At 47.9% G+C, this 26,615-nt stretch carries 25 protein-coding genes and 1 tRNA gene; 21 read left to right on the forward strand and 5 right to left on the reverse strand.

Going from position 1 to position 26,615, the window contains the following annotated elements; genetic code table 11:
- Positions 1 to 5 precede the first annotated feature (5 nt).
- The 4 genes from SPD80_RS04290 to SPD80_RS04305 all read left to right on the forward strand — a co-directional run bounded on the left by SPD80_RS04290 (position 6) and on the right by SPD80_RS04305 (position 3,152).
- The gene (locus SPD80_RS04290; protein WP_320604853.1) at positions 6 to 1,337 is read left to right on the forward strand and encodes a pyrimidine-nucleoside phosphorylase; all 1,332 of its coding nucleotides are present in this window, start codon (positions 6 to 8) and stop codon (positions 1,335 to 1,337) included.
- Between the two features lie 133 nt (positions 1,338 to 1,470).
- Positions 1,471 to 2,379 carry a histidinol-phosphatase HisJ family protein gene (locus tag SPD80_RS04295; RefSeq protein WP_320604855.1) on the forward strand — a complete coding sequence of 303 codons (909 nt, stop codon included), beginning with the start codon at positions 1,471 to 1,473 and terminating at the stop codon, positions 2,377 to 2,379.
- A 61-nt stretch (positions 2,380 to 2,440) separates the two neighbouring features.
- Positions 2,441 to 2,743, forward strand: a complete 303-nt coding sequence (locus SPD80_RS04300; RefSeq protein ID WP_320604857.1) for a hypothetical protein — start codon at positions 2,441 to 2,443, stop codon at positions 2,741 to 2,743.
- A complete protein-coding gene (locus tag SPD80_RS04305; protein ID WP_320604859.1) occupies positions 2,736 to 3,152 on the forward strand; it encodes a PIN domain-containing protein in 417 nt (138 codons plus the stop codon). Before SPD80_RS04300 ends, SPD80_RS04305 begins: the two co-directional genes overlap by 8 nt.
- Before the next feature lie 73 nt (positions 3,153 to 3,225).
- Here the strand turns inward: SPD80_RS04305 and SPD80_RS04310 are convergent.
- The 3 genes from SPD80_RS04310 to SPD80_RS04320 form a co-directional block, all read right to left on the reverse strand.
- Positions 3,226 to 3,300 (reverse strand) — tRNA-Glu (locus SPD80_RS04310).
- Positions 3,301 to 3,356: 56 nt separating this feature from the next.
- Complete coding sequence (locus SPD80_RS04315; protein WP_320604861.1) at positions 3,357 to 4,313, reverse strand: hypothetical protein; 957 nt, start codon at positions 4,311 to 4,313, stop codon at positions 3,357 to 3,359.
- A complete protein-coding gene (locus SPD80_RS04320) occupies positions 4,314 to 5,309 on the reverse strand; it encodes a response regulator receiver protein (RefSeq protein WP_320604863.1) in 996 nt (331 codons plus the stop codon).
- Positions 5,310 to 5,615: 306 nt separating this feature from the next.
- On the opposite strand from SPD80_RS04320, the gene SPD80_RS04325 reads away from it, so the two are divergent.
- From SPD80_RS04325 to SPD80_RS04350, 6 genes are all read left to right on the forward strand, one after another.
- Positions 5,616 to 6,830, forward strand: coding sequence for an iron-containing alcohol dehydrogenase (locus SPD80_RS04325; RefSeq protein WP_320604865.1), 1,215 nt, complete (start codon positions 5,616 to 5,618; stop codon positions 6,828 to 6,830).
- A gap of 312 nt (positions 6,831 to 7,142) precedes the next feature.
- Complete coding sequence (locus SPD80_RS04330) at positions 7,143 to 7,889, forward strand: DeoR/GlpR family DNA-binding transcription regulator (RefSeq protein WP_320604867.1); 747 nt, start codon at positions 7,143 to 7,145, stop codon at positions 7,887 to 7,889.
- Between the two features lie 319 nt (positions 7,890 to 8,208).
- Complete coding sequence (locus tag SPD80_RS04335) at positions 8,209 to 9,189, forward strand: PTS sugar transporter subunit IIB (protein WP_320604869.1); 981 nt, start codon at positions 8,209 to 8,211, stop codon at positions 9,187 to 9,189.
- Positions 9,190 to 9,217: 28 nt separating this feature from the next.
- On the forward strand, positions 9,218 to 10,018 hold the full coding sequence (locus SPD80_RS04340) for a PTS mannose/fructose/sorbose transporter subunit IIC (RefSeq protein ID WP_320604871.1): 801 nt from the start codon (positions 9,218 to 9,220) through the stop codon (positions 10,016 to 10,018).
- A gap of 18 nt (positions 10,019 to 10,036) precedes the next feature.
- On the forward strand, positions 10,037 to 11,020 hold the full coding sequence (locus SPD80_RS04345; protein WP_320604874.1) for a PTS system mannose/fructose/sorbose family transporter subunit IID: 984 nt from the start codon (positions 10,037 to 10,039) through the stop codon (positions 11,018 to 11,020).
- Positions 11,021 to 11,047: 27 nt separating this feature from the next.
- Positions 11,048 to 11,485, forward strand: a complete 438-nt coding sequence (locus SPD80_RS04350; RefSeq protein WP_320604876.1) for a DUF956 family protein — start codon at positions 11,048 to 11,050, stop codon at positions 11,483 to 11,485.
- Between the two features lie 135 nt (positions 11,486 to 11,620).
- Here the strand turns inward: SPD80_RS04350 and SPD80_RS04355 are convergent, their stop codons facing one another.
- The gene (locus SPD80_RS04355; RefSeq protein WP_320604878.1) at positions 11,621 to 12,529 is read right to left on the reverse strand and encodes a glycyl-radical enzyme activating protein; all 909 of its coding nucleotides are present in this window, start codon (positions 12,527 to 12,529) and stop codon (positions 11,621 to 11,623) included.
- 217 nt (positions 12,530 to 12,746) lie between these two features.
- Between SPD80_RS04355 and SPD80_RS04360 the strand changes: the two genes are divergently transcribed.
- The 11 genes from SPD80_RS04360 (at position 12,747) to SPD80_RS04410 (ending at position 24,921) form a co-directional block, all read left to right on the forward strand.
- A complete protein-coding gene (locus SPD80_RS04360) occupies positions 12,747 to 15,161 on the forward strand; it encodes a glycyl radical protein (RefSeq protein WP_320604880.1) in 2,415 nt (804 codons plus the stop codon).
- 243 nt (positions 15,162 to 15,404) lie between these two features.
- The gene (gene prfA, locus SPD80_RS04365; RefSeq protein ID WP_320604882.1) at positions 15,405 to 16,469 is read left to right on the forward strand and encodes a peptide chain release factor 1; all 1,065 of its coding nucleotides are present in this window, start codon (positions 15,405 to 15,407) and stop codon (positions 16,467 to 16,469) included.
- A gap of 48 nt (positions 16,470 to 16,517) precedes the next feature.
- On the forward strand, positions 16,518 to 17,405 hold the full coding sequence (gene prmC / locus SPD80_RS04370; RefSeq protein ID WP_320604884.1) for a peptide chain release factor N(5)-glutamine methyltransferase: 888 nt from the start codon (positions 16,518 to 16,520) through the stop codon (positions 17,403 to 17,405).
- A 7-nt stretch (positions 17,406 to 17,412) separates the two neighbouring features.
- Positions 17,413 to 18,051: an L-threonylcarbamoyladenylate synthase gene (locus SPD80_RS04375; protein WP_320605194.1), complete on the forward strand. Its 639-nt coding sequence runs from the start codon at positions 17,413 to 17,415 to the stop codon at positions 18,049 to 18,051.
- Between the two features lie 25 nt (positions 18,052 to 18,076).
- Positions 18,077 to 19,105 carry an alpha/beta hydrolase gene (locus tag SPD80_RS04380; RefSeq protein WP_320605196.1) on the forward strand — a complete coding sequence of 343 codons (1,029 nt, stop codon included), beginning with the start codon at positions 18,077 to 18,079 and terminating at the stop codon, positions 19,103 to 19,105.
- A gap of 128 nt (positions 19,106 to 19,233) precedes the next feature.
- On the forward strand, positions 19,234 to 19,902 hold the full coding sequence (locus SPD80_RS04385) for an L-threonylcarbamoyladenylate synthase (protein WP_320605198.1): 669 nt from the start codon (positions 19,234 to 19,236) through the stop codon (positions 19,900 to 19,902).
- A 19-nt stretch (positions 19,903 to 19,921) separates the two neighbouring features.
- A complete protein-coding gene (glpK, locus tag SPD80_RS04390) occupies positions 19,922 to 21,454 on the forward strand; it encodes a glycerol kinase GlpK (protein WP_320605200.1) in 1,533 nt (510 codons plus the stop codon).
- A gap of 74 nt (positions 21,455 to 21,528) precedes the next feature.
- Positions 21,529 to 21,990, forward strand: coding sequence for a ribose 5-phosphate isomerase B (gene rpiB, locus SPD80_RS04395; RefSeq protein WP_320828650.1), 462 nt, complete (start codon positions 21,529 to 21,531; stop codon positions 21,988 to 21,990).
- Between the two features lie 84 nt (positions 21,991 to 22,074).
- A complete protein-coding gene (gene upp, locus SPD80_RS04400; RefSeq protein WP_320605204.1) occupies positions 22,075 to 22,719 on the forward strand; it encodes a uracil phosphoribosyltransferase in 645 nt (214 codons plus the stop codon).
- A gap of 39 nt (positions 22,720 to 22,758) precedes the next feature.
- On the forward strand, positions 22,759 to 24,102 hold the full coding sequence (locus SPD80_RS04405) for a histidine kinase (protein ID WP_320828665.1): 1,344 nt from the start codon (positions 22,759 to 22,761) through the stop codon (positions 24,100 to 24,102).
- A 90-nt stretch (positions 24,103 to 24,192) separates the two neighbouring features.
- Entirely contained in the window at positions 24,193 to 24,921 is a 729-nt protein-coding gene (locus tag SPD80_RS04410; RefSeq protein ID WP_320828651.1) for a LytTR family DNA-binding domain-containing protein, read from the forward strand.
- A 23-nt stretch (positions 24,922 to 24,944) separates the two neighbouring features.
- Here the strand turns inward: SPD80_RS04410 and SPD80_RS04415 are convergent, their stop codons facing one another.
- Complete coding sequence (locus tag SPD80_RS04415; RefSeq protein WP_320828652.1) at positions 24,945 to 26,441, reverse strand: APC family permease; 1,497 nt, start codon at positions 26,439 to 26,441, stop codon at positions 24,945 to 24,947.
- Positions 26,442 to 26,615 lie beyond the last annotated feature (174 nt).

A 26,615-nucleotide genomic window follows, 5' to 3' on the forward strand; every position in this document is an offset into this window, starting at 1 on the left:
CTCGTATGAGGATGTACGATATTATCGAAAAAAAACGTGATGGCAATCAGCTGACGGATGAAGAGATTGCTTTCTTTGTAAAAGGTTACGCAACGGGTGAGATTCCTGACTACCAAGCTTCCGCACTATGTATGGCCATTTATTTTCAGGGCATGACCGCGCGCGAGACAGCCACCCTTACTATGGAAATGGTTCATTCCGGTGATGTGGTTGATCTATCCAAGATTGATGGCATCAAAGTGGACAAGCACTCTACGGGTGGCGTTGGCGATAAAACCTCGCTGGTTGTTGCTCCTATTGTGGCGTCGTTGGGTGTACGCATGGCCAAGATGAGTGGCCGCGGTTTAGGCCATACGGGCGGCACGCTGGACAAACTCGAGTCCATTCCTGGTCTGTCTGTTGCAATTGAATCTGAGCGTTTTGCACACATTGTAAACGAGGTTGGTGTGGCCATCATTAGCCAAACTGGCAACCTTGTTCCTGCCGATAAACGCCTCTATGGCTTGCGTGATGTTACTGCTACGGTAGATAGTTTGCCCCTTATTGCCTCCAGCATTATGAGCAAGAAGATTGCTGCGGGGGCAGATAAGATTTTGTTAGATGTTAAGTGTGGTAGCGGCGCCTTTATGAAGACCGTTGATGATGCCATTGCCTTAGCTAAAGAAATGGTTTCTATTGGTGAAGAGGTTGGGCGCACTACCGTTGCTCTTATTACGGATATGGGTCGTCCTTTGGGTATGTGCATTGGCAATACCCTGGAAGTGGCAGAGGCTGCTACTACGCTGCAGGGTAAGGGCCCCAAAGATTTGACTGACATTTGTGTTGAGCTTGCGGGTAATCTTTTGCATCTTGCTGGCAAGGGAGATATGGATACCTGTCGTGATTTGGCACGCGCTCAGATTGCAAATGGCGAGGGTTTTGCCAAGCTTAAAGAAATGGTGGCAGCTCAGGGTGGCAACGCTGCTTTGCTCGATACTCCTTTTGAGATGCTGGTTCAGCCTCGTCCATCCCGTGAGTTGCGCGCAGCTCACGCAGGTAGCATTTTTGCTATGGATACGGAACGCTGTGGCATTGCCTCTGTTGCCTTAGGAGCGGGTCGAGAGAAAAAGGAAGATACCATCGACTACTCTGCTGGCATTGTGCTTGCTAAAAAGACGGGCGACAGCGTTCAGGCCGGAGATTTGCTTGCTACACTGTACGCTGCCAATGAGGACCTTTTGGATGCTGGCGAGAAAATCTTTACGGATGCACTGGACATCCGCGAGCAGGAGGCGGTAGCGGCACCTTTGTTCCACGCACGCGTTTCTCGTGAAGGTGTAGAGCGTTTTGACAGCTAAGCCATAGGCTTCGTTGTTGCATTCCATAGCTGAGCAACTTGTTTATACTGACAGTCATTCACGGGTGTGGATGGCTGTCTTTGTTTGATGTACGCAGCTATATTGCAGGCAGCCAGCTCTGGGAAGGAACAGTATGCTTGCTGATTATCACGTTCACTCTGAGTTTTCTGACGACTCATGGTATCTCATGGCAGACGTTTGCTTGGATGCTATTCGCCACAATATAGATGAGATTTGTTTTACCGATCATGTGGACTATGGCATTAAGCCTGATGTTGAGCAGTATCAAGCAGACCCTTCAGCGGCTCTTATGCACAAGAATCCAGATGGCGTGCTTGAACCTGCGCTCAACGTAGATTACGAACGTTACTTTCCAGCAATCGATGCAGTTCGTGAGCAATTTGCACAGCTTGGGGATGGACGTCATCTGGGCGGCTTGACCGTGAAGGCTGGCCTAGAGCTGGGAGTACAAACACAGTATTTTGCTGAGTACCAAGCACTCATGCAGCGTTATGCCAGCCGTATGGATTTTGCGCTTTTGTCCGTTCACCAGGTACAGAATCAAGAGTTTTGGACGGGTGAGTTTATGGAGGGGCGAAGCCAGGCTCAGTATAACCAGGCATACTACGAAGAGCTTCTCAACGTGGTTAAGGGCTTTAAAGACTACTCGGTGCTGGCGCATCTTGATTTAATCAAACGCTATGAGCTTGAGCTTGTGGGTGCTAGCAATCTGTATCCTTTTGAGAAAATCCGTGATATTGTGGCGGCAATTTTGGAGCAAGCAATTGCGGATGGAAAGGGCATTGAGCTTAATACGTCGAGCTTTAGGTATGGTCTGCCTGACCTTACGCCTTGCACAGAAATATTGCAGCTGTACCGTGATGTGGGTGGGCGTATTATTACCATCGGCTCCGATTCCCACAAAGAAAGTAATTTAGGTGCGTATATGAGCTTGGCTAAAAAGCGCCTATTGGCACTAGGCTACAAACAATACTGTACGTTTGATGCTTGGGAGCCTGTATTCCACTCATTAGAAGATTAAGCAATGTACAAAGTACTATCTACTATCTATACTTATATATAGATAGTAGATAGGAGTGCATATGGCAACGGCTACCGTTTCTGCAAGTGTTGATGTACATGTTAAAGAAGTAGCAGGTTCTTTTATTCGCAATGCGGGGCTTACTACTAATGAAGTAATTCGTACCATTTGGCAACACATTGCTTTAACAGGTGAAATACCTTGTATTACGAGTACGGCTGATGTGCATGCGTTAGGGGAGCAAGTAGATTCACCTGTGTTTCTTGAACTTATGCACATGAGAAAGAATACGCGCCGAGGAACAGGCCTCAGTACCATGACGATAGAAGACTTTAAGACAGAGTTGGAGAACAAGGATGTCTAAGCTTCTACTCGATGCAAACATTTTGCTTGATTTTATTGATCCAGATAGACCGGAGTCAGATCAAGCGGTGGAATTGTTTAGACGCTGTATCAATGGGATTGATACAGGTTGCGTAAGTGCCGGCTCGCTCATTGACGTGTATTATGTCAGTAAAAAGTATCTTGGCGAGCAGGCCGCTCGAGATTATTTTCGCGCATTTGTAGATGCATTTACCGTTTGTTCTCTCGATAAAGCAATTTGCAAAATTGCCGCAAATTCAAATGAGCCAGATGCAGAAGACGCAGCGGTGCGTGCTATTGCGGAATCCATAAGCGTAGATTTTATTATCACAAGGGATGCGGGAGCCTTTAAGACTTCAAAGATTAAATCTATGAGTGCAGCAGAGTATCTGGATATCTTTGCTGGATAGCGCTGTTTATATGCGGTAAAGCACCCGTTTGCAAAAACAGCTCGGAAAAAACTCCGAGCCGTTGCGCATGCTATGGTGCCCCCAACGAGAATCGAACTCGTATTGCCGCCTTGAAAGGGCGATGTCCTAACCGTTAGACGATGGGGACGAGTGCGTAAGAAGTATAACAAATAAATGCAAAAAGTCATACAAGAAAGAGAATTTTTACCACTCAAAGCCTTTATCAAGAGCAAAACTCTTTGCTTGTTCCATAAAATCATCTTGTTCTTGCGCCCATGCAATAAGATCAGGGGTGTCCATTAAAATAGGCTCTGCTTCCACACAGGCCATGGCAACCTCTTCAAAACTGCCCTGGTCAAAAGCGGGGCGAACGGGTAAATAGGTCTCTACGTAGATAGGTTTTATCAGTAAAAAGGGGCCAGCTTCATACGAGCGCATAAAACCCTGCAAGGCACGACGTGCGGCGCTCATGCGATCAAGTTTATACAACAAAATAATACGTGCCAGTGCAAACCAAGCATTACCACGATGATAATAACTAGCCTCAAGTGCTTCGAGTTTTTCTTCTAATTCAAGACGAGCATAGGCAAGCGCTAAGGTATAGCGGGCGCCAACATGGTCTGCTTGGTCGCTATGAATAAGCGTTTCACAGGTGCGTACTGCCTGAGAATAACGCGCAGTTTCTAACATGGCACGCGATGCTGCTGCGCGAGCACGCAGTGAAGGACGCGCATAAATATTGTCCCAAGCATCAGAAATATACCGACGAGAGATTGACTGTGCGGCATGAGAATCTAACAATTCAAACGTGCGCTCTGGTGCATAGTCATGCGACAAGATTTGCAGTGTTTGTGCATCGGTGCAGTGAGGGTCCACTGCCAAAATGTTGCTACAAGAGTTGTTAATGGAGGCAAGCCAGGCTTTACGCTTTTGATAAAAAGCCTCATCTTCCATGCCTTCAAAACTGTCATGTCGAGGAGCAATGGTGCTCATGAGCTGAGCAAACATATAAAAAGCGCGATCTTCGGCTGTGGTAATAAACTTTTCGGGATCTTTATTAATAGCGTCGTCTAGCTCTACGCCAGCAGCAATGGACAAAGGACCAATATCTTGCGATTTTCTCGTCCGAATACGCTCGAGAAATTCATCCCATACGTTCATTTATGCCTCGCTATTCAAAAAGTCTTCTGCACGTTTAGTAAGCCAATTGCCCAAAGGACCATGCTCTCCATCATCGCGGCCTTCTTGCAGCAACACGCTTGCTTCAGAGACAGCTAAGATAAGCTCATCTTCACTAAAGGGCATGACAGGAAGCCGACAAAATACACCATCGGGGAGTTCGTCCTGGCGCATAAGAACAGAAGCTGCCTGAGGATAGCTGCTCATGAGCTCTTGCAAAAAGAGCTCTGCTGCTTGCATATCACGACGTTTATAGGCAAGTGCAATGCGCGCCAAGAGCACCCAAGCATCTTCATGCGCAGGGTTACCCAAGCGCAGTGTGCGCGCCACAACGGATTCTAAGGCACGCTCATCCTCGAGCTTGGCATATACCAATGCTGCAGTGTAGCGTGCACCAGAAACATCTTGTGGGTCTAAATCCAAAAGCTCCTCTACGAGCTGTGCGGCAATGCGATAACGACCGCATACAAGTGCTCGCAGAGCAAGCGTTGCAATCCAGCGTTTATAGGGACGCATAGCAAGGTCTTCTGCGAGTTCTTCATCCAAGAGTGTGTGGCCAGAAACTGTATCGCGAGCAGCTTCGCAATCCAATTTGACTTGCGCCACGCGGTCTTTAAGAAAGCGGTAGTACGATTCAAAGCTAGGACAGTGCGATGCAGCTAACATGCGTTGTGCGTCATAGCATTTTGTGTCCAGCGTTATAGCCTCATTAAGCAAAGCTTTGGCAGTAGCAATGATTTTCTCGGCAGTTTTTTCATCCGAGAAGGGCAGGCGGTAGTCAATAAGCGACGTTGCTTCTGCCACCAAATGAAAAGCGCGTTCAGCATCCGTTTGAGGCAGCGAGTCTCGTTTCTCTGTGTATATACGCTTGAAGTCTGCAATGGCTTGTGCAGCAGCATTGGTATCTGACCAATCAAGCGTTTTGGCAAAGCATAGGCTCATGCGCTGGTAGTCCTCTGTCCAAGGGTCATACGACATGGTTTGCCTCCTTTGCCTAGCTACAAGAGATTGTATTGACGGATTACATACTACCCAAAACAGACATCTGAGGTAGTAGGCAGCGGAATCACAGGTATGAGCCTACTGATACCTGTGATGCATAGAATGACTAGTAAATAGTAGTCATTTACGCGTATTGGGGCAATAAATGTATAAAATATGCCATAAAATGAATAAAATTACTGTAATATTTCGAGACTTTATGGGGGTGACGGACTATACTAGAAGGTAACGAATTCCCGGTAATTGGCTGCACAAAGCTTGCAGCCCTTAAAGGAGGAGAAAATGGGACGTTTTACCAATCCGCGCGACTTGTACTTTGGAGAGGGTGCACGTCATGAGGTAAAGAACCTCAAGGGTTCTCGTGCAATAATCGTTTCTGGTGGCAGCTCTATGCGCCGCGGCGGTTTTTTGCAGGACATCGAGGCAGATCTTAAGTCTGCTGGTTTTGAAGTGGCATTTTTTGAGGGTGTCGAGTCAGATCCATCAGTAGAGACTGTTATGAAGGGTGCTGCTGCAATGGCAGAATTCCAACCTGATTGGATTATTGCTGTTGGTGGTGGCTCTCCTATCGATGCTGCTAAGGCTATGTGGATTAAGTACGAGTATCCCGAGACCACCTTTGAGCAGATGTGTGTGGTATTTGGTCTTCCAGAGCTTCGTCAAAAAGCTCATTTCTGCGCAATTTCTTCTACCTCTGGTACCGCTACTGAGGTAACTGCATTCTCTATTATTACTGATTATTCCAAGGGCATTAAGTATCCTATTGCGGACTTTGAGATTACCCCTGATGTAGCAATTGTTGACCCTGAACTTACCTATACCATGCCTGCTAAGCTTTGTTCTCACACCGGTATGGACGCCCTTACTCACTGCGTAGAGGCTTATGTTTCTACCGTTGCCTCTATGTACACCGATGGTAATGCTCTTCATGGTATTCGTGAGATTGCCGAGTGGTTGCCTAAGTCTTATAAGGGCGATAAAGAAGCTCGTCAGCACATGCATGATGCACAGTGCATTGCTGGTATTGCCTTCTCTTCTGGCCTGCTTGGCATCGTTCACTCTATGGCTCACAAAACTGGTGCTGCATTTAGCGGTGGCCATATTATCCATGGTTGCGCAAACGCAATGTATCTTGGTAAGGTCATTCAGTTTAACGCTAAGGATGCACGCGCTGCCGAGCGTTATGCTTTTGTAGCTAAGGAAGTGTTACACCTTGAGGGCAACACCAATGAGGAGCTTGTAGCTGCTCTGGTACAGTTTATTCGTGATATCAATGATAAGCTGGACATTCCTCAGGCTATTAAGAACTACGGTGAGGGCGGCACCAAGTCCGAGACCTCCATCATTGATGAGGCAGAGTTCCTCGAGAAGCTTCCTACCATTGCTGCCAACGCAATTGACGATGCTTGCACTGGTTCCAACCCCCGCAAGCCTACTCAGGAAGAGATGGAGCAGCTCCTCAAGTGCGTCTATTATGACCTGCCGGTTGAGTTCTAAGTCACACATACGTAAGATGTGCTTCTGTGCAGCCGTATAGGCTTGCGCGCGTCATAAAGACAAGATGTCTAAAAATCCTCGTCATATATATGGCGGGGATTTTTGTATCCCTGCACTTGCGTTTTGTACTGTGGGCGCGTCGCATGAATAATTAAGGTGTTATCTATAACATATCTTGCAATAAGGCATAAAAGCAAAAGGGTTTACGTGTTTAAGATACCGTTTAGCTTTTACACTTTACTCTTTCGTACAACAGGGTAGACTTACCAACTAGTCACTCTTTTGATTACGAATGAAACTCGTGAGGTATGTATGTCTAAACGTGATAGCACTATCTTGGAAATTCTTACGCGTCGTAAGCGCATAGAAGTATCCGAGCTCTCGGAGCTTCTCGATGTTTCCAACGTAACCATTCGCAAGGATTTGGACGCCCTCCAGGCACAGGGCCTTGTCATCCGCGAGCATGGGTTTGCACTGCTTGCTAACCCCAATGACGTAAACGGCCGTCTTGCGTACCATTATGCCGAGAAGCTCAAAATTGCTAAGCGTGCGGCAGAAATGGTAGCGGACGGCTCAACCATTATGATCGAGAATGGCAGTTGTTGTGCACTTCTTGCTCGGGAAATTGCAGCAACTAAGCACAACATTACCATCGTTACTAACAGCACCTTTATTGCAAATTATGTACGTGAATTTCCATCCATTAACACCACCTTGCTGGGCGGTTTTGTCCAGCCAGATTCACAGGTTGTAGTGGGTCCTCTGGTACGCCTTTGCGCTCGTGAGTTCTCGGTAGAGTATTTATTTGCTGGTACTGATGGTTGGTCTGCTGCTGTGGGCTTTACCAACTCTGATCAAATGCGTGCAGAGTCTGTTCGCATCATGGCAGAGTCTGCCAATGAGGTCATTGTTCTTACAGAGTCCGAGAAGTTCTCGTATACAGGAGCTGTTCCTCTGCGCATTCAAGATAGGCCCATTACGGTTATTACAGACAATCAGATACAGTCTGCGTATGTGAAGCAAGCTCAAAAATTAGGGCTGGATATCGTTCGTGTATAGCTTTGAGTACGGTCGGTTTGCCAAAAGCTCACTTTGCGATTTTAGGCACTGACGGAACACTTCTACACATACCTTAAAGCACAAACGGAGAAACTATTTTTGGAATCGTCCAGAAATAGTTTCTTTTTTATGAACGAGGTATTAAAAAACGCGTATGTCTACCTGCTGGTATTTAAATACTATACCGCTGAGGTCAAAAAAACTTACGTTCGCAAGTAATATTGTTATGAACGAAGCAATATAGTATACTCTACAAAGTTTACACGGGATATACACATCCCGCGCACAGTAAGGAATCGTTTAGGATTGGAGGTAGTCAGTGGTCGGTATTGTTCTCGCAAGCCATGGTGGACTTGCAGAAGGCGCCTACTCTTCCGCAAAAATGATCTTTGGCGATCAGGAAGATGTAGCAATTGTTTCACTTACTCCCGACATGGGGCCTGCGGACTTTAAAGAGAGTTTGCAAAAGGCTGTATCAACCCTCTCCAGCCAAGATAGTGTTTTGTTCTTGGTGGATCTTAAAGGTGGTACCCCCTACAACCAGACAAGAACGCTGCTTGATGAAGAGAAGCATGAGGATTGGGTTCTTGTCTCCGGTTTGAGCTTGCCCATGGTCTTGTCTGCATTTGATTCTCGTGATGCAGCAACGGCACGTGAGATTGCAGCTATTGTTGCCAGTGGTGCTACCAGTGGCGTAAGCATCATTCCCGAGGAGCTCAATGTAGTAGTTTGCGCTGTTCCCGAGAAGGCCCAGGAAGCTGACGACTCTGTACTTAAGCCTGGTACCGTCATTGGTGACGGCAAAATCAAGACCGCATTAGTGCGCATTGACTCTCGTCTGTTGCATGGTCAGGTTGCCACTGCTTGGACTAAGCAGGTAACTCCTACACGCATCATTGTTGTTTCTGATGGTGTTGCCAAGGACGCTATGCGCAAGACGCTTATTACCGAGGCTGCTCCTCCAGGAGTTCGCGCAAACGTAATTCCCGTAAGCAAGCTTATTGAAATCTGGAACGATTCCCGTTTTGGTGGCACTAAGGCGCTGTTCTTGTTCGAGAAGCCCCAGGATGTGGTTCGTGCACTTGAGGGTGGCGTCGAGTTTGAAGCAGTCAACTTTGGTTCCATGGCTCACTCCGCTGGCAAGGTTCTTCTTAACGACACCTTGTCGGTAGATCAAGATGATGCTAATGCCATTAAGTACTTGCATGAGCATGGTCTTAAACTCACGGCACAAAAGGTGCCTTCCGATAAGCCCCAGGATGTTTGGCCGCTTGTTGTTAAAGCTGGTTTAGATAAGTAAATCTCTCGGATAAGAAAAAGGAGGAGTCATGGGCATTTTACCGGTTGTACTTGTTTTAGTCGTTGCATTTCTCGCCGGTCTTGAAGGCGTACTGGACGAGTGGCAGTTCCATCAGCCAATCATAGCTTGTACTCTTATTGGTATCGTTACTGGTCATCCTATGGAGGGCGTACTTCTTGCTGGTACCCTTCAGATGATTGCTCTTGGTTGGATGAATATTGGTGCTGCAGTTGCACCAGATGCTGCTCTTGCTTCCGTTGCTTCTGCAATTTTGGTATGCATGAAGGGCGCATCTGTATCTGACGGCGTTGCTTCGGCAATGGCTTTGGCAGTTGCTGGTTTGGTACTCACCATTTTTGTTCGTACCATTACCGTAGGTATTATTCACCTTGCAGACAATGCTGCTGAGCAGGGCAATCTTACGATGGTTAACAACCTTCACCTGTTTGCTTTGCTGCTTCAGGGTTTGCGTATTCTCATCCCTGCAGCATTTGTAATTGCTGTTCCTGCAGAGGCAGTTCAGGCAGCTCTTGAGGTTATTCCTGTATGGGTATCTGGCGGTCTTGCTGCTGCTGGTGGCTTCATTGTTGTTGTTGGTTATGCCATGGTTATTAACATGATGGCTACCCGTGAGCTTTGGCCATTCTTCTTCATTGGCTTTGTACTGTCTGTTCTTTCTGGAATCACCCTTATTGGCATGGGCATCATTGGTGTTTGCCTTGCCCTTATCTACCTCAACCTTAAGCCTGAGTTTAATGGCGGCGGTGGGGGAGCCGGCGGTAATTCCGTTGAGGCTCAGCTTGATTCCATCTTGAATGACTACGAGTAGAAAAGGAGTGTGAGAATAATGACCGATTCCGTAAAGGAAGTAAAGCGCGTTAGCAAGGCAACCCGTCGTAAGGTTTGGTGGAAGAGCCAATTTTTGCAGGGTTCCATGAACTACGAGCGTATGCAGGCACTTGGTTGGTGCTATGGTATGGGACCAGCTCTTAAGGAACTGTATCCCAACAAGGAAGATTTGGCAGCAGCGCTTAAGCGTCACCTTGAGTTCTTTAACACTCATCCCTATCCCGCAAGCCCTATTTTTGGTGTCGAAATGACCCTGGAAGAAGAGCGCGCAGCTGGTGTAGAGGTAGAAGACGCAGCTATTCAGGGTGTTAAGATTGGTATGATGGGCCCCTTAGCTGGTGTTGGTGACCCAATTTTCTGGGGTACCCTCCGTCCTGTGCTTGGTGCATTTTGTGCAACGTTGGCGCTGTCTGGTTCCATTGTTGGTGCTTTCGTATTCTTCCTCGTTTGGAATGCAATCCGCCTGTCCTTCATGTGGTACACCCAGGAGTTTGGTTACCAGCAGGGCACGAACATCACCAAGGATCTTTCTGGTGGTCTTTTGCAGAAGATTACGATGGGCGCATCCATTCTTGGTATGTTCATCATGGGTGTTTTGATTCCTCGTTGGACGTCTATGCCCATGGGTAAGGTTATTTTCTCCAAGGCAGTACTCTCTAATGCAGCAGATACCTATCCTTCAGTAACGGGCTTGGCAGATGCTATTAACGGCGGAACGGTGTCCCCCGACGTACTTGCTGGTGGCGTAAACGGTGTAAGCTCTTTAAGCGGTACTGACAGCATCCAAATGATTGATGGCGTTGCTAAGGTTGTTCGTACCACTACGCTGCAGTCCATGCTTGATCAGTTGCTACCTGCTTTGCTTCCCTTGGGTCTGACCTTCTTGTGCATTTATCTGCTTAAGAAGGGTGTAAGCCCCATCACGATTATCTTTGCTCTGTTTGCAGTAGGTATCTTGGGCGCTTTGGTGGGTATCTTCTAATATGTGTTTGGTAATGGGTTGAGGACTATGTTTGAGTTTCTAAAAAAGAGCGTGGAGTCCCTTGGTCAGGCGGCTGAGCAAAAGGCTTCCAACAATGAGCAGCTTGAACATGAAGAGCCGCAGTTTGCCTTTGTGAATGATTCGGTGGAGTTTAGCGCTAAAGCAAATTGCACGCTCAATGCCCTCAATCCAAAACCAGGTAGTATTGCGTTGGGTGACGGTGGTATTGATTTTATTGCGGTATCGGGCTACGGGTTTATTGCCATTCCTTGGAAAAACATCCAAAAGGTTCGCGTGGATGTGTATGGCAAGTATGTCCGCAGCATTGAAATTATCACCGATGATGACCAGGTAATTCCCTTTATTTTGTCTAAGGGGTATGACGTGCTTCATGTGATTTACAACCACATTGGTCGCGAGAAAATCGTCTCGTCCAATCGTTCTTTTGGAAGCCGTACAGTGTAGGTCATCAGCTCGCAACACTCACAATGACATAACAAAAGATAACGTGCTGCTCCATTGTGAGCAGCACGTTTGCGTTGGCGCAGTGTTAGTATAGCGTTAGCACAGCAATGCGTTGGTATGCCAGCGCGCTTGATTTTAGAAGAACGCTTCCACTCCCAAATCTTTATATTGCTGTGCATACTCGCTGAGGTCTTCTGCATGCATATTAGGAATGCCGTTCAGTTTATAGTCTTTCTCAAGCAGTGCATATTTATTCTCACCAAAGTTGTGGAAAGGCAGTAGCTGTACTCGTTTGGCACCTAGTTGAGTAAGACAATCAGCCATACCTCGCGCGTCGCTAAGTGAGTCATTAAAGCCAGGAATAACAGGGGTGCGCACAAGCACATCAATGCCCATATCAATAGCTGTTTTAATATTGGACAGCACCAACTCATTGCCACCGCCTGTACCCAAGAGGTGCTTGGAACTATCCCAATGCTTAAGGTCAATAAGCATGTGGTCTAGGTGCTGAGCAATGGCTACAAAGGTTTCTGGTAACACATAAGCTTCAGTCTCTATGCAGGTATCAATAGTGTGAGCATGGAGTTTCTCGAGCAGTTCAATACAAAAGTCCGGCCAAGTCATGGCTTCGCCACCAGAAAGCGTTACGCCGCCTCCAGAGTCTTCATAAAAGAGTTTGTCTTGCAAACAAACCTCCAACACTTCATCGGTGGTGTAGGTTTTGCCAGTACAGGTAAGGGCTCTACCAGGGCAGGCTTTAATTGCTGCCTGGGCTTCAGGTGAATCACCGCGCACGTTGGCGGTATTGACATGTGCTTTACCTGCTGTAGTGCTGATGCCCGCATCGGGAATGAGTGATATGCAGGTGCCACAAGCAGTGCAGTTTTTCTCGTTCCATTCAAGCTGAGGGAGCCTCTTTTGGCTTTCTGGATTAGCGCACCAAAAACAACGCAAGGGACAGCCCTTAAAAAAGACGACTGTGCGGATGCCTGGTCCATCATTAAGGCTGAACTTTTGAATATTAAAGATGGTTGCGGTCTGCATATACTCCTCTTTCGCATCACAATAAGTATAAACGAAAGCAAAATAGGTTTCTTACATAAATAAACGCATAATTTTGGCGTATTTGAATTGACATTTATTCGTAATATTGCCAAAATTAGTTACGAACGAAAGCAAAATATGGTTTGTACAAAAACGATACAAACTTACAAACATATATTGATACGCATATATTGTCCATACCGTAGGGAAGGCAATCATGGAGAACACACAGCACTTTGGCGCATTAACCGACCGCATGAAGGCATTTCGTGAGGAAGTTCTTGACGAGAAGCCCTTTGTAGACGCAGAACGTGCTGTTCTGTGCACAGAGTCGTATAAAGAGACCCTCAACCAGCCTCCAATTATGCGTCGTGCCTTGGCCTTGGCACATATTTTGGACAACATGACCATCTACATTGAGGATAAAACCTTGCTTGCTGGTAATCAGGCAAGCAAGAATTGCAACGCACCGGTATTCCCTGAGTACACCCTAGGTTTTATCGTGGACGAGCTTGATACGTTTGAAAAACGTGATGGTGACGTCTTTTACATTTCCGAAGAGGATAAGCAGCGCATTCGTGACATTGCCCCTTACTGGAAGAACAACACCCTGCGTGAGCGCGGCTTGGTGCTGTTGCCAGATGAGGTTTCTGTCTTTATGGAGACCGGCGTCTTTGGTATGGAGGGCAAGCTTAACGCGGGCGATGCTCACTTGGCTATCAATCACGAGCGCTTGCTTAAGGAAGGCCTGCGCGGCTACCGCGAGCGTGTTATTCAGGAGCAGGCTGCTTTGGACTTTACTGATCCAGAGTCTGTCGATAAAAACATGTTCTACAAAGCCTGCCTGGTAGTTATTGACGCCGCTCAGCGCTATGCCCTGCGCTACTCTAAGCTTGCTGCACAAATGGCAGAGACGCAGACAGACCCCAAGCGCAAAGCAGAGCTTATGCAAATGAGCCAGATTTGTGAAAAGGTTCCCTTTGAGCCAGCAAGCAGCTTCCGTGAGGCTGTCCAGGTTGCATGGTTTAGCCAGGTGCTTCTACAGATTGAGTCCAACGGTCACTCATTGTCCTTTGGTCGCTTTGATCAGTACATGTACCCCTATTACATGGCAGATATTGCAAGCGGTGCTATTACGCGTGATGAGGCGCTGGAACTTCTCACCAATCTATGGATTAAGACACTGACCGTTCAAAAGATCCGCAGCAAGGCTCATACTGCATCTTCTGCTGGCAGCCCCATGTATCAAAATGTAACTATTGGTGGTCAGACAACGGATAAGAAGGACGCGGTAAATGAGCTGTCCTATCTTGTTTTGCAGTCAGTAGCCCAAACTCGCTTGACGCAGCCTAACCTTACGGTGCGCTACCACGCCAATATAGATAAGAAGTTCCTCGATGAGTGCGTAGAGGTTATGAAGCTAGGCTTTGGTATGCCAGCACTCAATAATGATGAGGTGATTATTCCTTCCTTCATTGCCTGGGGTGTAGCAGAAGAAGATGCCTACAATTACTCCGCTATTGGTTGTGTAGAGACAGCTGTTCCTGGCAAGTGGGGTTATCGCTGCACGGGCATGAGCTACCTCAACTTCCCGCGCTTGCTGCTGTGCACCATGAATGGTGGCGTAGATTTGACTTCGGGCAAGCGCTTTACCCGTGACTATGGTCACTTTACAAATATGACCAGCTATGATGAGCTGCTTGAGGCTTGGGATAAGACCATTCGCGAGATGACTCGCTATTCCGTAATCGTAGAGAATACCATCGACAAAGCCTCCGAGAAGGATGTTCCTGATGTGCTGTGCTCCGCTTTGACGGATGACTGCATTGGTCGCGGCAAGACCATCAAGGAAGGCGGTGCTGTTTACGATTTCATATCTGGCTTGCAGGTAGGCATTGCTAACATGGCAGACTCTTTAGCTGCTATTAAGAAGCTTGTGTTTGAAGAGCATAAGCTTACAACCGAGCAGCTTTGGAATGCTATTCTTGATGATTTCCAATCGCCAGAAAACCAAGAGATTCAGCAGATGCTTATTGATGAAGCACCTAAGTATGGCAACGATATTGACTACGTAGATAACCTCGTGGTAGAGGCATACGACTCTTACATTGACGAGATTAAGAAGTATCCTTCTACACGTTATGGTCGCGGTCCTATTGGCGGTATTCGCTATGCTGGCACCAGCTCCATTTCTGCAAACGTAGGCCAGGGTATGGGCACCATGGCAACACCCGATGGCCGCAATGCTCACGATCCTTTGGCCGAGGGCTGCAGTCCTGCTCATAATTGTGATAAACAGGGTCCCACAGCAATTTTTAAATCCATCACCAAGCTTCGTACCGAGAAAATCACGGGTGGTGTACTGCTCAACCAGAAGGTAACTCCTGCAATGCTTGCTCGTGACGAAAACAAACAAAAGCTCGAGATGATGGTGCAGACCTTCTTCAATCGTTTGCACGGCTATCATGTGCAGTTTAATGTGGTTTCTCGTGAAACCTTGCTGGATGCCCAGATACACCCCGAAGACCACAAGGATTTGATTGTGCGTGTAGCTGGTTACAGTGCCTTCTTTAATGCCCTGTCCAAGGCCACGCAGGATGACATTATCGATCGTACCGAGCAAACCATTTAAGTTTTGCAGGTACGGCACTCAGTGTGAACTGCATTGAGCGTCCCCTATAGAGTTGATTTACAGAAGCTCATCAAATCTTTTGGTGAGCTTCTCATTTGTATGTATATGTTGCGCACAACTTGGCACCTGAGGCGCTCAGAGCTGCTTGCGCGTATAAAACAGGGCTGCAGGTGGTACCATCTGTAGAGCAAACATTCGTGTGACATGGCAGCGCGGTCGTGTGACATATTTTGAGGAGTTATCATGCGTGACAAGTTGGAAAAGCTCATCGCTGCATACGAAGAGCTCGAGAAAAAGATGGTGGATCCCGCTGTTGTCTCGGATCCCAAAGAGTATGCACGCATTGCAAAAGAACATGCAAGTCAATCTGACCTCGCAGCTAAGGCCCGCGAGTACCTCCAAGCTTTGGATGATATTGATGCAGCAAAAGAAATGTTGCATGATGCGGATGCGGACGAGAAACTCATGCTGCAGGAGGATATTTCTTCCAATGAATCATTGCTTCCTGGCCTTGAGGAAGAAATTAAGATTATGCTCATTCCGGGTGACCCCAATGATGAGAAGGACACGATTGTAGAGATTCGTGCAGGTGTAGGTGGAGATGAGGCAGGTATTTTTGCTGGAGACCTCTTTGCTATGTACCAGCGCTTTGCTTCTTCTCGTAAGTGGAAGATTGAGGTATTGTCTTCCAGTCCATCTGATGCGGGTGGTTTTAAAACCATCGAGTTTAAGGTTACAGGTGATAAGGTCTACTCCGTCATGAAGTTTGAAAGTGGCGTTCATCGCGTACAGCGTGTTCCTAAGACGGAGTCTCAGGGTCGTATTCAGACGTCTACTGCTACCGTAGCGGTACTGCCTGAGGCAGATGAGATTGATATTCAAATTGCGCAGGAAGATTTGCGTATTGATACCTATTGCGCTTCTGGCCCTGGTGGACAGTGCGTTAATACCACCTATTCTGCAGTTCGTATTACACACCTTCCCACCAATACGGTTGTGCAATCCCAGGACCAGCGCTCACAGATTCAAAACCGTGAGGTGTGCATGCAGATGCTGCGCGCTCGTTTGTACGAGATGGAGCTTGAGCGCCAGCAGGCAGAACAGGGTGCAGAGCGCCAAAGCCAGATTGGTCATGGTAATCGTTCCGAGAAAATCCGTACCTATAACCAGCCTCAAGATCGCGTAACTGATCACCGTATTGGTTTTAACAGCACCTATAATGGTGTGCTTCTGGGTGATACCTTACCAAGTGTCATTGAGGCATTGGCTGCAGCCGAGCGTGCCGAAAGACTTGCACAGGCTGTTTAAGGTATAAGCGCTGGCTTTCTCAATACTGGAAGTGCATAGACGTATCGTATGGAACAAACCTGGACAATAGGCAAAGTCCTCTCATGGACTACGGGATACTTAGAGCGTAAGGGCGATGAGCACCCTCGCTTGTCTGCTGAGTGGATTATTAATGCTGTGACAGGTTTGTCTCGTGTGGAACTATATACCAACTTTGATAAGCCACTCAGCACTGAAGAGTTGGGCCGTATGCATATGGCTGTAGAGCGCCGTGGTAAAGGTGAGCCGCTACAGTATGTGACGGGAGAAATGCCTTTTAGGCATATTGTTTTGCGCTGTGAAGAAGGCGTTCTTATCCCGCGTCCAGAGACAGAAGTTTTGGTAGATGTAGCACTTGAAGCACTGGATGCGCAAGCCAAGCAGCCCTCTGCTCCTTATGTGCTTGAGGTGGGCACGGGTACCGGGTGCATTGCGCTTTCTATTGCAAGTGAGCGTCCTGGAACACATGTGGTTGCAACCGATATTTCTTCTCGAGCCATTGCCTTAGCCACGCGTAATCGCAATGCGCTGTCCTTGGAATCCTTTGTGGATATTGTTGCCTGCGACCTTGTATCAGGGGTGGACCCCGAGCTTATGGGCACGTTTTCTGTGCTGGTATCTAATCCACCGTACATTCCCACTGCCGTATTGGAGCACGAGGTGCCTGCGGAGGTTAAGGACCACGAGCCTCATGTGGCTTTAGATGGCGGTGCTGATGGTCTGGATATATTAAGACGCTTGCTTGAGGTTGCCCCTCAGGCTTTGTGTCCAAAGGGCGTATTTTGTGTAGAGCTGCATGAAGACTCGCTGGATGATGCTGCTGCTTTAGCGCAAGCACAGGGTGTGTGGGAAACTATTCGTATTGTAGAAGATTTAACGCATAGGCCTCGGATTTTGGTCTGCACACGTGCAGCATAGGAATATCATGGGCACCATTATTACAGCTAATCAGCAAACTCCCGAACCAGATGTTATTGCTACTGCATCGCAGGTTTTGGCAGATGGCGGTGTGTGCGTTATGCCAACAGACAGTGTGTATGGTATTGGATGTGCAGCATTTGCCCATAACCCTGGGCATGAACGTATCTTTGTCATTAAAGAGCGTGAGCGTACACAAACGCTCCCGCTGCTCATTGCAGACCCCACAGATCTTTTCGTATATGCAAGCTCACTACCACAATGGATGATGCAGCTTGCTCAAGAGTTTTGGCCTGGCGCACTTACGTTGGTGGTAAGCGGGACTTCTCATATATCTGCAGAGTATCTCAAGGCGGATGGATCGGTGGCACTGCGTGTACCACAGTCCAACCTCGTACGTGCACTTGCCGCTCACATAGATATGCCGCTTGCCACAACGAGCGCAAATATTCATGGTGCTCCCGCGGCTACTTCTGGTGCGTCGGTTAATCAGAAACTTATCGAGCAGGCAGATCTTATCATCAATGCGGGGCCTGCGCCACTTGCCTGTGCCTCCACGATTGTGGGAGCGCGTGATGGTCGCCCCGCAATTTTGCGTGAAGGCGCCATTGCCACTTCGGATATTATGCGCGTCATTGCCTCATAAGCCCCACATACCTCTTGGAGCCTCTATGGATAGTTTTAGTATTGATACTGCTTCCAAGCAGACAAGCTATAGTGCCATGCATGAACCTGTGAGTTTTACCTCTGCAGACAACGCGTCTATCTGTCGCGGACATATCTGGTTGCCAGCACAAGCAGGTGTTGCTTGTGTACCCCAGATGGTGGTGCAAATTGCACATGGTATGGCAGAGTACAGCATGCGCTACGAGTCCTTTGCGCAGGCATTGTGCAAGCAGGGGATTGCTGTTTGTGCCATAGATCATATAGGCCACGGGGACACCACGCCCGATCCAGCTCAACGCGGCGTATATGACCCCGCTACCGGTGCTCATCAGCTTATTGCAGATCAACAGAGCCTGCGTTTGCACATGCAGCAGCGTTTTCCTCACGTGCCCTATGTGCTCTTTGGGCACTCAATGGGTTCGTTTGTAGTGCGCGCGTATCTTACACACTATGGCCAAGGCTTAGCAGGTGCCATTCTTATGGGTACCAATTGGCAATCTGGTTTGGCAATGCTTAAGCTGTTCTTAGCAGGTCAAGCGCTCATTCATGGCTGGGAGTATCGCTCTTGTTTGGTAGATAACCTAGCAGCTGGTGGCTACAACAAGAAGATTGATTTGCTTCCTGCCGAGAAAACCGCCCAGCAGCAAGAAAAACTTACGGGTCATGAGTGGCTTTCTCGGGATTCGCAATCCACGCAGGCATATACAGATGATCCTGCTTGTGGTTGGATGTTCTCACTAAGCGGCTATAAAGTTATAGCCGACCTTTTACAACAGGCGCAAAGCGCCAAGGCTATTGCTCGCGTTCCGCAAGACTTGCCCATCTTTATTATTTCTGGTGGGGATGACCCTGTAGGCTCAAACGGTGATGGTCCCGTTCGTGTATTTAAGGCATATCGTAAAGCTGGTTTAGACCGCGCAGAGCTGGAAATTGTAGCGCATGCTCGCCATGAACTTCTCAATGAAATTGAGCCGGATCGCACGATGGTCATTCAAGAGTTAAGCGCTTGGCTTAAGCAAATTATGTGCACGTAGCATCTTTTTACGTACCTTACCGAAAGTGCGTTCCACTCATCGAAATATCAAGCTCATCTGAGGACACTCACGTTATATCTGTAGTGACTGAATATGTATGAAACGTTCTTCAGGTGGGGAGTTGACCCATGAGTGCTGATGGAGCAGTACGTATATGCAATTGCGTCCATCCAAGTGCGCGTGACATAGACGATGCTGTGGCTGTGTTATGCAATGGTGGCCTGGTGCTTATGCCGTCGGATACCACCTATATCATGGCTACGCTACTCCTGCGTAAAAACAGACTATCCAATGGTATTGAGCGCTTACATACCATCAAGAAGCGTCATCGCGCATCTGCTTTTCCCTGGTTGGTTGGTTCATGGCATCAGTTAGAGGTGCTGGGCTGTGAGCTTTCGGAAGATGCGGTAGACATCGCTGCTCAATTGTGGCCACAGCCCATTACGTTAGTGGTGCATGCTTCTGCTGCCGTGCCTCAGGCTTTGGCGCGCCCGGATGAGACCGTGGCAATTCGTATGACCTCACACCCACTTGTAGCTGGTATTATTCATGCATGTGGTACGCCACTTATCGTAAGTAGTGCTAATAGGCACCTGCATGAAGTTCCCAAGTATTTCTCGCAGCTTAATCCTCGCATGATTGAAGCTGCAGATCTTGTTTTTCACGGCGTTCCTAACCTCTGTCATGGGCCCAGTACTATTATCGATTGCACCGAGGGTGAGACTCGTGTGCTGCGTCGTGGTGCGGTTCCGCTTTCACAAATCGAGAAGGTCTTGGGACATCGCATCATGTCCTAATAAGCAAGAAAGGTACAGCATGGCTGCTGCACAAACATTTTTTTCTGGCGCTTTTGGCCAGCGAGATACACGCGAATATGTTATGAGCTTGGATGCTGGGACCACCAGCGTGCGCGCTATTTTGTTTGATGAATACGGCTTGATGGTAGCGCAATCCTCGCGTGCCATTTCTATTTCGTACCCTCACCCTGGATGGGTAGAGCAAGACCCTGTAGAAATCCTCTCTGCTCAAATTGCTTGTATGGCTGAGGTGCAGTTTAAGAGTGGCGTGCGCTCTGATCAGATTTGCGCCATTGGTATTACTAATCAGCGCGAGACGGTTGTAGTGTGGGATAAACGCACTGGTCAACCCATCTACAACGCAGTGGTATGGCAGTGCCGCCGTACGGCTCCCATTGTGGATGCCCTTATCGCCGATGGCTATGATGAGCTTATTCGTCAGCGCACGGGTCTTATTCCTGATGCGTATTTCTCGGGCACTAAGATTAAGTGGATTTTAGAAAACGTAGACGGCGCACAAGAGATGGCTGCTGCAGGCGATCTTTTGTGCGGCACCATTGATAGCTGGCTTATTTATAACCTAACTGCTGGTGCGGTGCATGCAACGGACTATACCAATGCAAGCCGTACCATGCTGTTTGACATCCATCGTCTGTGTTGGGATGAGGATTTGTGCCGTATTTTGGGCGTATCTATGTCCATGCTTCCCGAGGCACTGCCATCTAATGCAAGCTATGGTCGCGTGAGTTCGGACATTATGTCTCATCAGCCACCCATTTGTGGCGTGGCAGGAGACCAGCAGGCTTCGCTCTATGGGCACTGTTGCTTTACGCCGGGTAGTGTCAAAAATACCTACGGCACGGGCTGCTTTATGCTCATGAATCTTGGCGAGAAACCCACGGATTCACAAAACGGCTTGGTAACTACCATAGGTATTGCTGAGGATGGCCACATAGACTATGCATTAGAAGGCTCCGTGTTCCAAGCGGGCTCTGTTATTCAGTGGCTGCGTGATGGCTTGGGGCTCATATCCCATGCTGCTCAGTCTGAACAAATTGCTCTGTCGGTACCTGATACTGGAGGATGTTATATCGTACCTGCTTTTAGTGGCATGGGTGCTCCTTGGTGGGATGCAGATGCGCGTGGCGTTATTTGTGGTATTACTCGTGGGGTAGACCGTGCACGGCTGGTGCGTGCGGCTTGTGAGTCTTTGGCCTATCAAACCTACGATATCCTTAAAGCCATGGAGGCAGATTCTGGTCAGGAACTTACATCGCTCCAGGTAGATGGTGGCGCCTCAAGCAATAACTTTATTATGCAATTCCAGGCAGATCTTATGGACATCAAGGTGGTTCGCACGCCTCAAAATGAGACAACCGCTCTAGGCGCAGCGTATCTTGCCGGCATTGCTTGTGGTTTTTGGGACAGTCGTGAAGAGGTGGCATCCATGGATGCCCATGGGGATGTTTTTACACCATCTATTACGGGATTGCAGCGTGAGCAACTGCTTGCTGGTTGGCGCGCGGCCGTACGTAAGACTATCTCACGATAATTTGTCATCTGCCCACATCCGCACCGTTATTTGCGGTACGCTTACCGTATGAGAATTATAAGTAAGGAGCTTGTATGCGTATTGCAATTGCATCTGACCATGCTGGGTTTATTCAAAAAGCACCCATCATTGAGCAGCTTATAGCCTTAGGGCATGAGGTACGTGACTTTGGTCCTGCCAATGAGGACCGGGTAGACTATCCTGACTATGCCGATAAGGTCGCGCGTGCTGTTGCTGCAGGCCAAGCAGATCGTGGCATTCTTATTTGTGGTACTGGTATTGGCATGGCACTCACAGCGGATAAAATTGCGGGCATTCGTGCTTCTGTTATTCAGACTCCCGAGTTTGCTCATTTGTTCCGTGAGCACAATGATGGCAATGTTCTGTGCATTTCCGGCCGCTTTACTGAGCTGGATATAAACAAGCAGATTGTAAATGAGTTTTTAACCACCGGGTTTGGTGGTGGACGTCACGCTGGCCGTGTGAAGAAGATTATGCGTGAGGATGATGCAAGCTTCAGCGGCGTAAAAGAGTAGTTTAGCGGTACGCCGTGTACACTCCAGAGCACTTCTTACCTCATCAGTATTACTGCAAGCAAACCTTGTAAGAAAGGAAACCTTATGCCCAACTTTGACGAGTCTCGTCTTACTATCGTTGACCACCCTTTGGTTCAGCACAAACTGCACATTTTGCGCGATGAAGAGACGAGCACCAAACAGTTCCGCGAGCTCGTAACTGAGCTTGCTATGTTTGAGGGCTACGAGGCTATGCGCGATCTTCCTCTGGAAGACGTGCAGGTAAAGACTCCTTTAGAGACGGCAACCTGCAAGCGCATTGCTGGTAAAAAAGTTGCTATCATTCCTATCTTGCGTGCAGGCATGGGCATGGTAGATGGCATGTTGAGCCTGGTTCCTTCTGCACGCGTTGGTCATGTTGGCATGTATCGTGACCCACAGACCCATGAGCCTCATCAGTATTACTGCAAGCTTCCTTCTGATGTTGCTAATCGTACCTGCTTGATTGTTGATCCCATGTTGGCAACGGGCGGCTCTCTTACTGCTGCTATTCAGTTCTTGCGTGAGGCTGGTGCAACAGATGTTCGTGCTTTGGTCTTGGTTGCAGCTCCCGAGGGCGTAAAAACTGTTTTGGATTTTGACTCAGATGTTCAGCTGTATACCTGTGCGCTTGATCGTCAGCTTAATGATCATGCCTATATTTTGCCTGGTCTTGGTGATGCAGGCGATCGTATCTACGGTACCAAGTAGTTGCTTGTAGAAGGCAAGCCGCAAGAGAAACCTGCAGAGATGTCATCCGTGTATGCTAAGAAATATCGCAATCGTACGCGTTGGGCCCATACTGTTAGCAAGATGGTGGGTTACTTGCTGGTGGGCAGCTCAATCTTTCTGCTGATTCTTTTGTTTATGTTGTTGCGCACTAACCCCAACCCCGTGCCAGCACTCGTTATTATTTCTGCCTTTGTCTTGCTTTGCTTCTTCTATGCTTACGTTATGGTTTTGCCCGATGACCTTACGCTTACCGCAACGGACCGTACGCTCCAGACGGCATCGCAGTTGTTAACCTTTGCTTCTCGGGGCTTATCGCCCGAGATGGCTGCAGGCATTTGTTCCATTATCTTGCCAGAGACGTTTGCGAGCGCTATTGCTGTGACTGATGGAGCACAAATGCTGGCAACGGCGGGCAAAAATGCAGCTAAGTATCCCATGGGGCATCCCGTTAATCAGGCAACTTTGGATTCGGTCAAAACGGGCCAAATGCAAATCTTTTATCGCGATGAAGTTCCTTCAAATGACATGTTTCCCCTGCGTGCTGGCATTGTAGTGCCACTTAAGGTGCACAATGAAGTTGTGGGAACTATCGAGCTGTACTATACGCGCGCTGGTCAGATTGACCAGCGCCAAATTGCTCTGTCTACGGGCTTTGGTGAGCTGCTCTCCTCACAGCTGGTTTCTTACGAGCTTGAGCAGCAGTTTAAGCGCTCTTCTCAAATTGAGTTACGCGCTCTTCAATCCCAGGTAGACCCCCATTTCTTATTTAATACCATTGGTACTATTGTTTCTGTGGTGCGCACAGACCCTGGTCGTGCCCGTAAGCTGCTTATTGACTTCTCAAATTACTATCGACAAACCCTTGGTGATTCAGAAAGTCTCATTCCGCTCTCGCGTGAGTTTGAGCAGGGCATGCGCTATATTAACCTTATGCAAGCACGCTATGGAGAAGATCGTCTGAGCATTACTACGAGCTTGGACCCAGATACAGCAGACATGCTTGTGCCACCGTTTATTCTTCAGCCCATTTTGGAAAACTGTATTAAACATGGTATGCGCGAGATAGAGCCGTTACATATTGTGTTTACCAGTACGTCCATTGATGATGGTGTAGAGATTACGGTGGCGGATGATGGCGTAGGAATGTCACCTGAAGTTCTTGCGTCTGCCTTTGATAGCACTGCGCGTACCGAACAAACGCTCCAAAAGGGTTGTGGATTGGCGCTATGCAATGTAATGTCTCGTGTTCGGTACTTTTTTGATTTTAAGTCGGGGATTGATATTCAGTCCACGCTTGATAAAGGCACAACCGTTCATTTTACGCTTGTCGGCGCACCACGTAGAACTAAACCTGCCGAGTAGCGTTTGTTGTACGTGTTTGTTGCACCTAGATGGTATGACAGGCAACTCGCTACCTGCGTTTAAAGTGGCTCTTGGGGTTAAGGGGAAAAGATGAACTCTTGGAAAGTACTTACAGTTGACGATGAGCCACCTATCCGTGCAGAACTTCGCTACTTGTTGGAGCAGGATGCTCGTGTGGCGGAAGTGCAGGAGGCTGGCAGCGTCAGTGCTGCGATGCTGGCTATTTTAGAAAATCAGATTGACATTGTATTTCTGGATATTTCTATGCCGGGCACCAGTGGCATGCAGCTGGCCGAGTTTTTGCAAAACCTTACCAACCCGCCAGCGGTTGTCTTTGTAACAGCATATGCGGAGTTTGCTGCCGATGCATACAATCTTGATGCCGTGGATTACGTGCTTAAGCCTGTGGAGCTTGATCGAGTAGAACATGCTCTTGATAAGGTCGAGGCATTGCAGCCCCAACCACATAAGGCTACGACTACAGAGTCACGTATGTTGGTAGAACAAGATAACAAGCAAACATATATCCTTACCAATACCATTGTGTATGTAGAAGCACGCGGCAATTATGCCAACGTATACACCAAGAACAACTCATATCTTGTTAAAAGCTCTATGGGTGCGTTGGAAGAGCGTCTTGCATCAGAAGGATTTATTCGTGTGCATAAGAGCTTTATCGTGAACAAGCGCCAAGTTTGTAAGATACATGCTATTGAGCATGGTTTGCTTGAGCTGTCGCTCCATGACCGCCAAGAGACGGTTCCTATTTCACGCCGCAAGGCAGCGTTTGTAAAGGCAGAGTTGGGTATTACTAGCTAGCATCGGGTTTACCCAGCGTTTCTCTAGCGATTACTTATTTCTGCATCTATAACAAGCTCAGCATCTTCGGAGGATTGTTCAGCAAAGCCTCCTCTATGTGTATGACGATGCAACGTATAACCAAGGCAGGTCCACAGTAATAAAACAAGCCAGTTAGAGGCGGTCAGACTGCTGGGGACGCCAGGCATGACGATAAAAAATAACAAAATAAGGCTATTTATACAGGCAATGCTAATGCCAACCATACCGCCCGGAACTTTGTAGGGGCGCGCAAGGTCAGGCTCACTGAAGCGCAGTTTAAGGCAGCTAAATGAGGCAGCTACGCATGAGAAAATAAAGCCTGCAGAGGCAACGGTTGCCAGTGGTGTTAGTATGTCATGTCCTAAAAGAGGTCCGGCTACCGTTACGCCTGCCAAGATGTAGCAAGCAACATCAGGTACATTGCCCGTGTCGTTAAGGTGCATCAGACAGGAAGGCAATTGATGATGGCGCGCTAAACCATATGCTATGCGAGAAGAGGCTCCTAAAAATGCATTCATGGGGCCAAGCGAGCCAAAGATCATGACGCCAATCATAATGGCATACGCAAAAATATTAAGCTGTTTAAGGGTACTAAGAGCAGGACTGGGGCTTTGAATAAACTCTCGCCAGGGCATTAAGGTGCCAAAAGAATAGATTGATACCAGGTAAAAACAACCTGCAGCAAGAATTGCTAAAGAGATAACTTTGCCAAATTTTGACCAGTTAATGCCACGAGCTGCTTCTCCCGCATGAATAGTAATGGTGTCAAAACCTGCATAGTAAAACGGTGCAATGGCCAGCACTGCAATAACGCCTTCAGGCAGATTTTGTGCACTTGTACTTCCTAAGGCAGAAGTGCTTACCGGAACAAATGTAGGCAGAGTGTTGCTTGCAGAACCAGCAAATAATGTAATAGATAAGGTAAGCGCCATGCCTAAAAGCAGGGGCTTTACCAAAAATGCGCTGAGACGCGCTTCCGATTGCACACCGCGTAAGTTACTGCGAATAACCCACAAACAAAAACCAGCAGAAATGAGTACCGGCCATAAATAAATATCAGTATGCATGACGCTGTATAGCTTGATGCTTCTAAGCCAAGCAAATGCAGGGAACGCGGCCACCTGATCAGAGAGCAAACTTGAAATAACGATGGCTTCCCAAGGGCAGATAAGTGCGTTGCTGAGCAATAAGAACCAGCCGCATAAAAAGGCTGGCTTTTCACCAAAGGCTCTAAAGGCATGTACGGCAGCACCGCCCGCAACAGGAATAGCAGAAGCAAGCTCGCTAAAGGCAGAGCCGATAGGCACCAAGATAATGGTGGCAAGCAAAAAAGCATACATGGAAGGTAGGGGTCCACCGCCAAGCACCATCCAGTTGCCTACGAGAAGAGTCCATGAGGTGCCAACAATTGCGCCAAAGGCAATTGTAAAGAGATTCCAAAGCGACAACGTCTTTTGTAGATGTGGGCGCTCACTGTTGTCTTTAGAAAAGTATTTCACCAAAAAACTCCTTCGACCGCTCTATTATCCATGGTCTTCTTACAAGGTAAGCCCAACATATGAGGCTATTCCTTAAAAGGAGTGATTTTGCCCGTAGGAAGCATATACATGAATATGAGGGCAAAAATATGCTGCTTCCTCTGGTTTACGTGACGCCTCCAACCGTTAATCATC

This window comes from Atopobium sp., from assembly GCF_034113385.1.
In the GTDB taxonomy this organism is placed as follows: domain Bacteria; phylum Actinomycetota; class Coriobacteriia; order Coriobacteriales; family Atopobiaceae; genus Atopobium.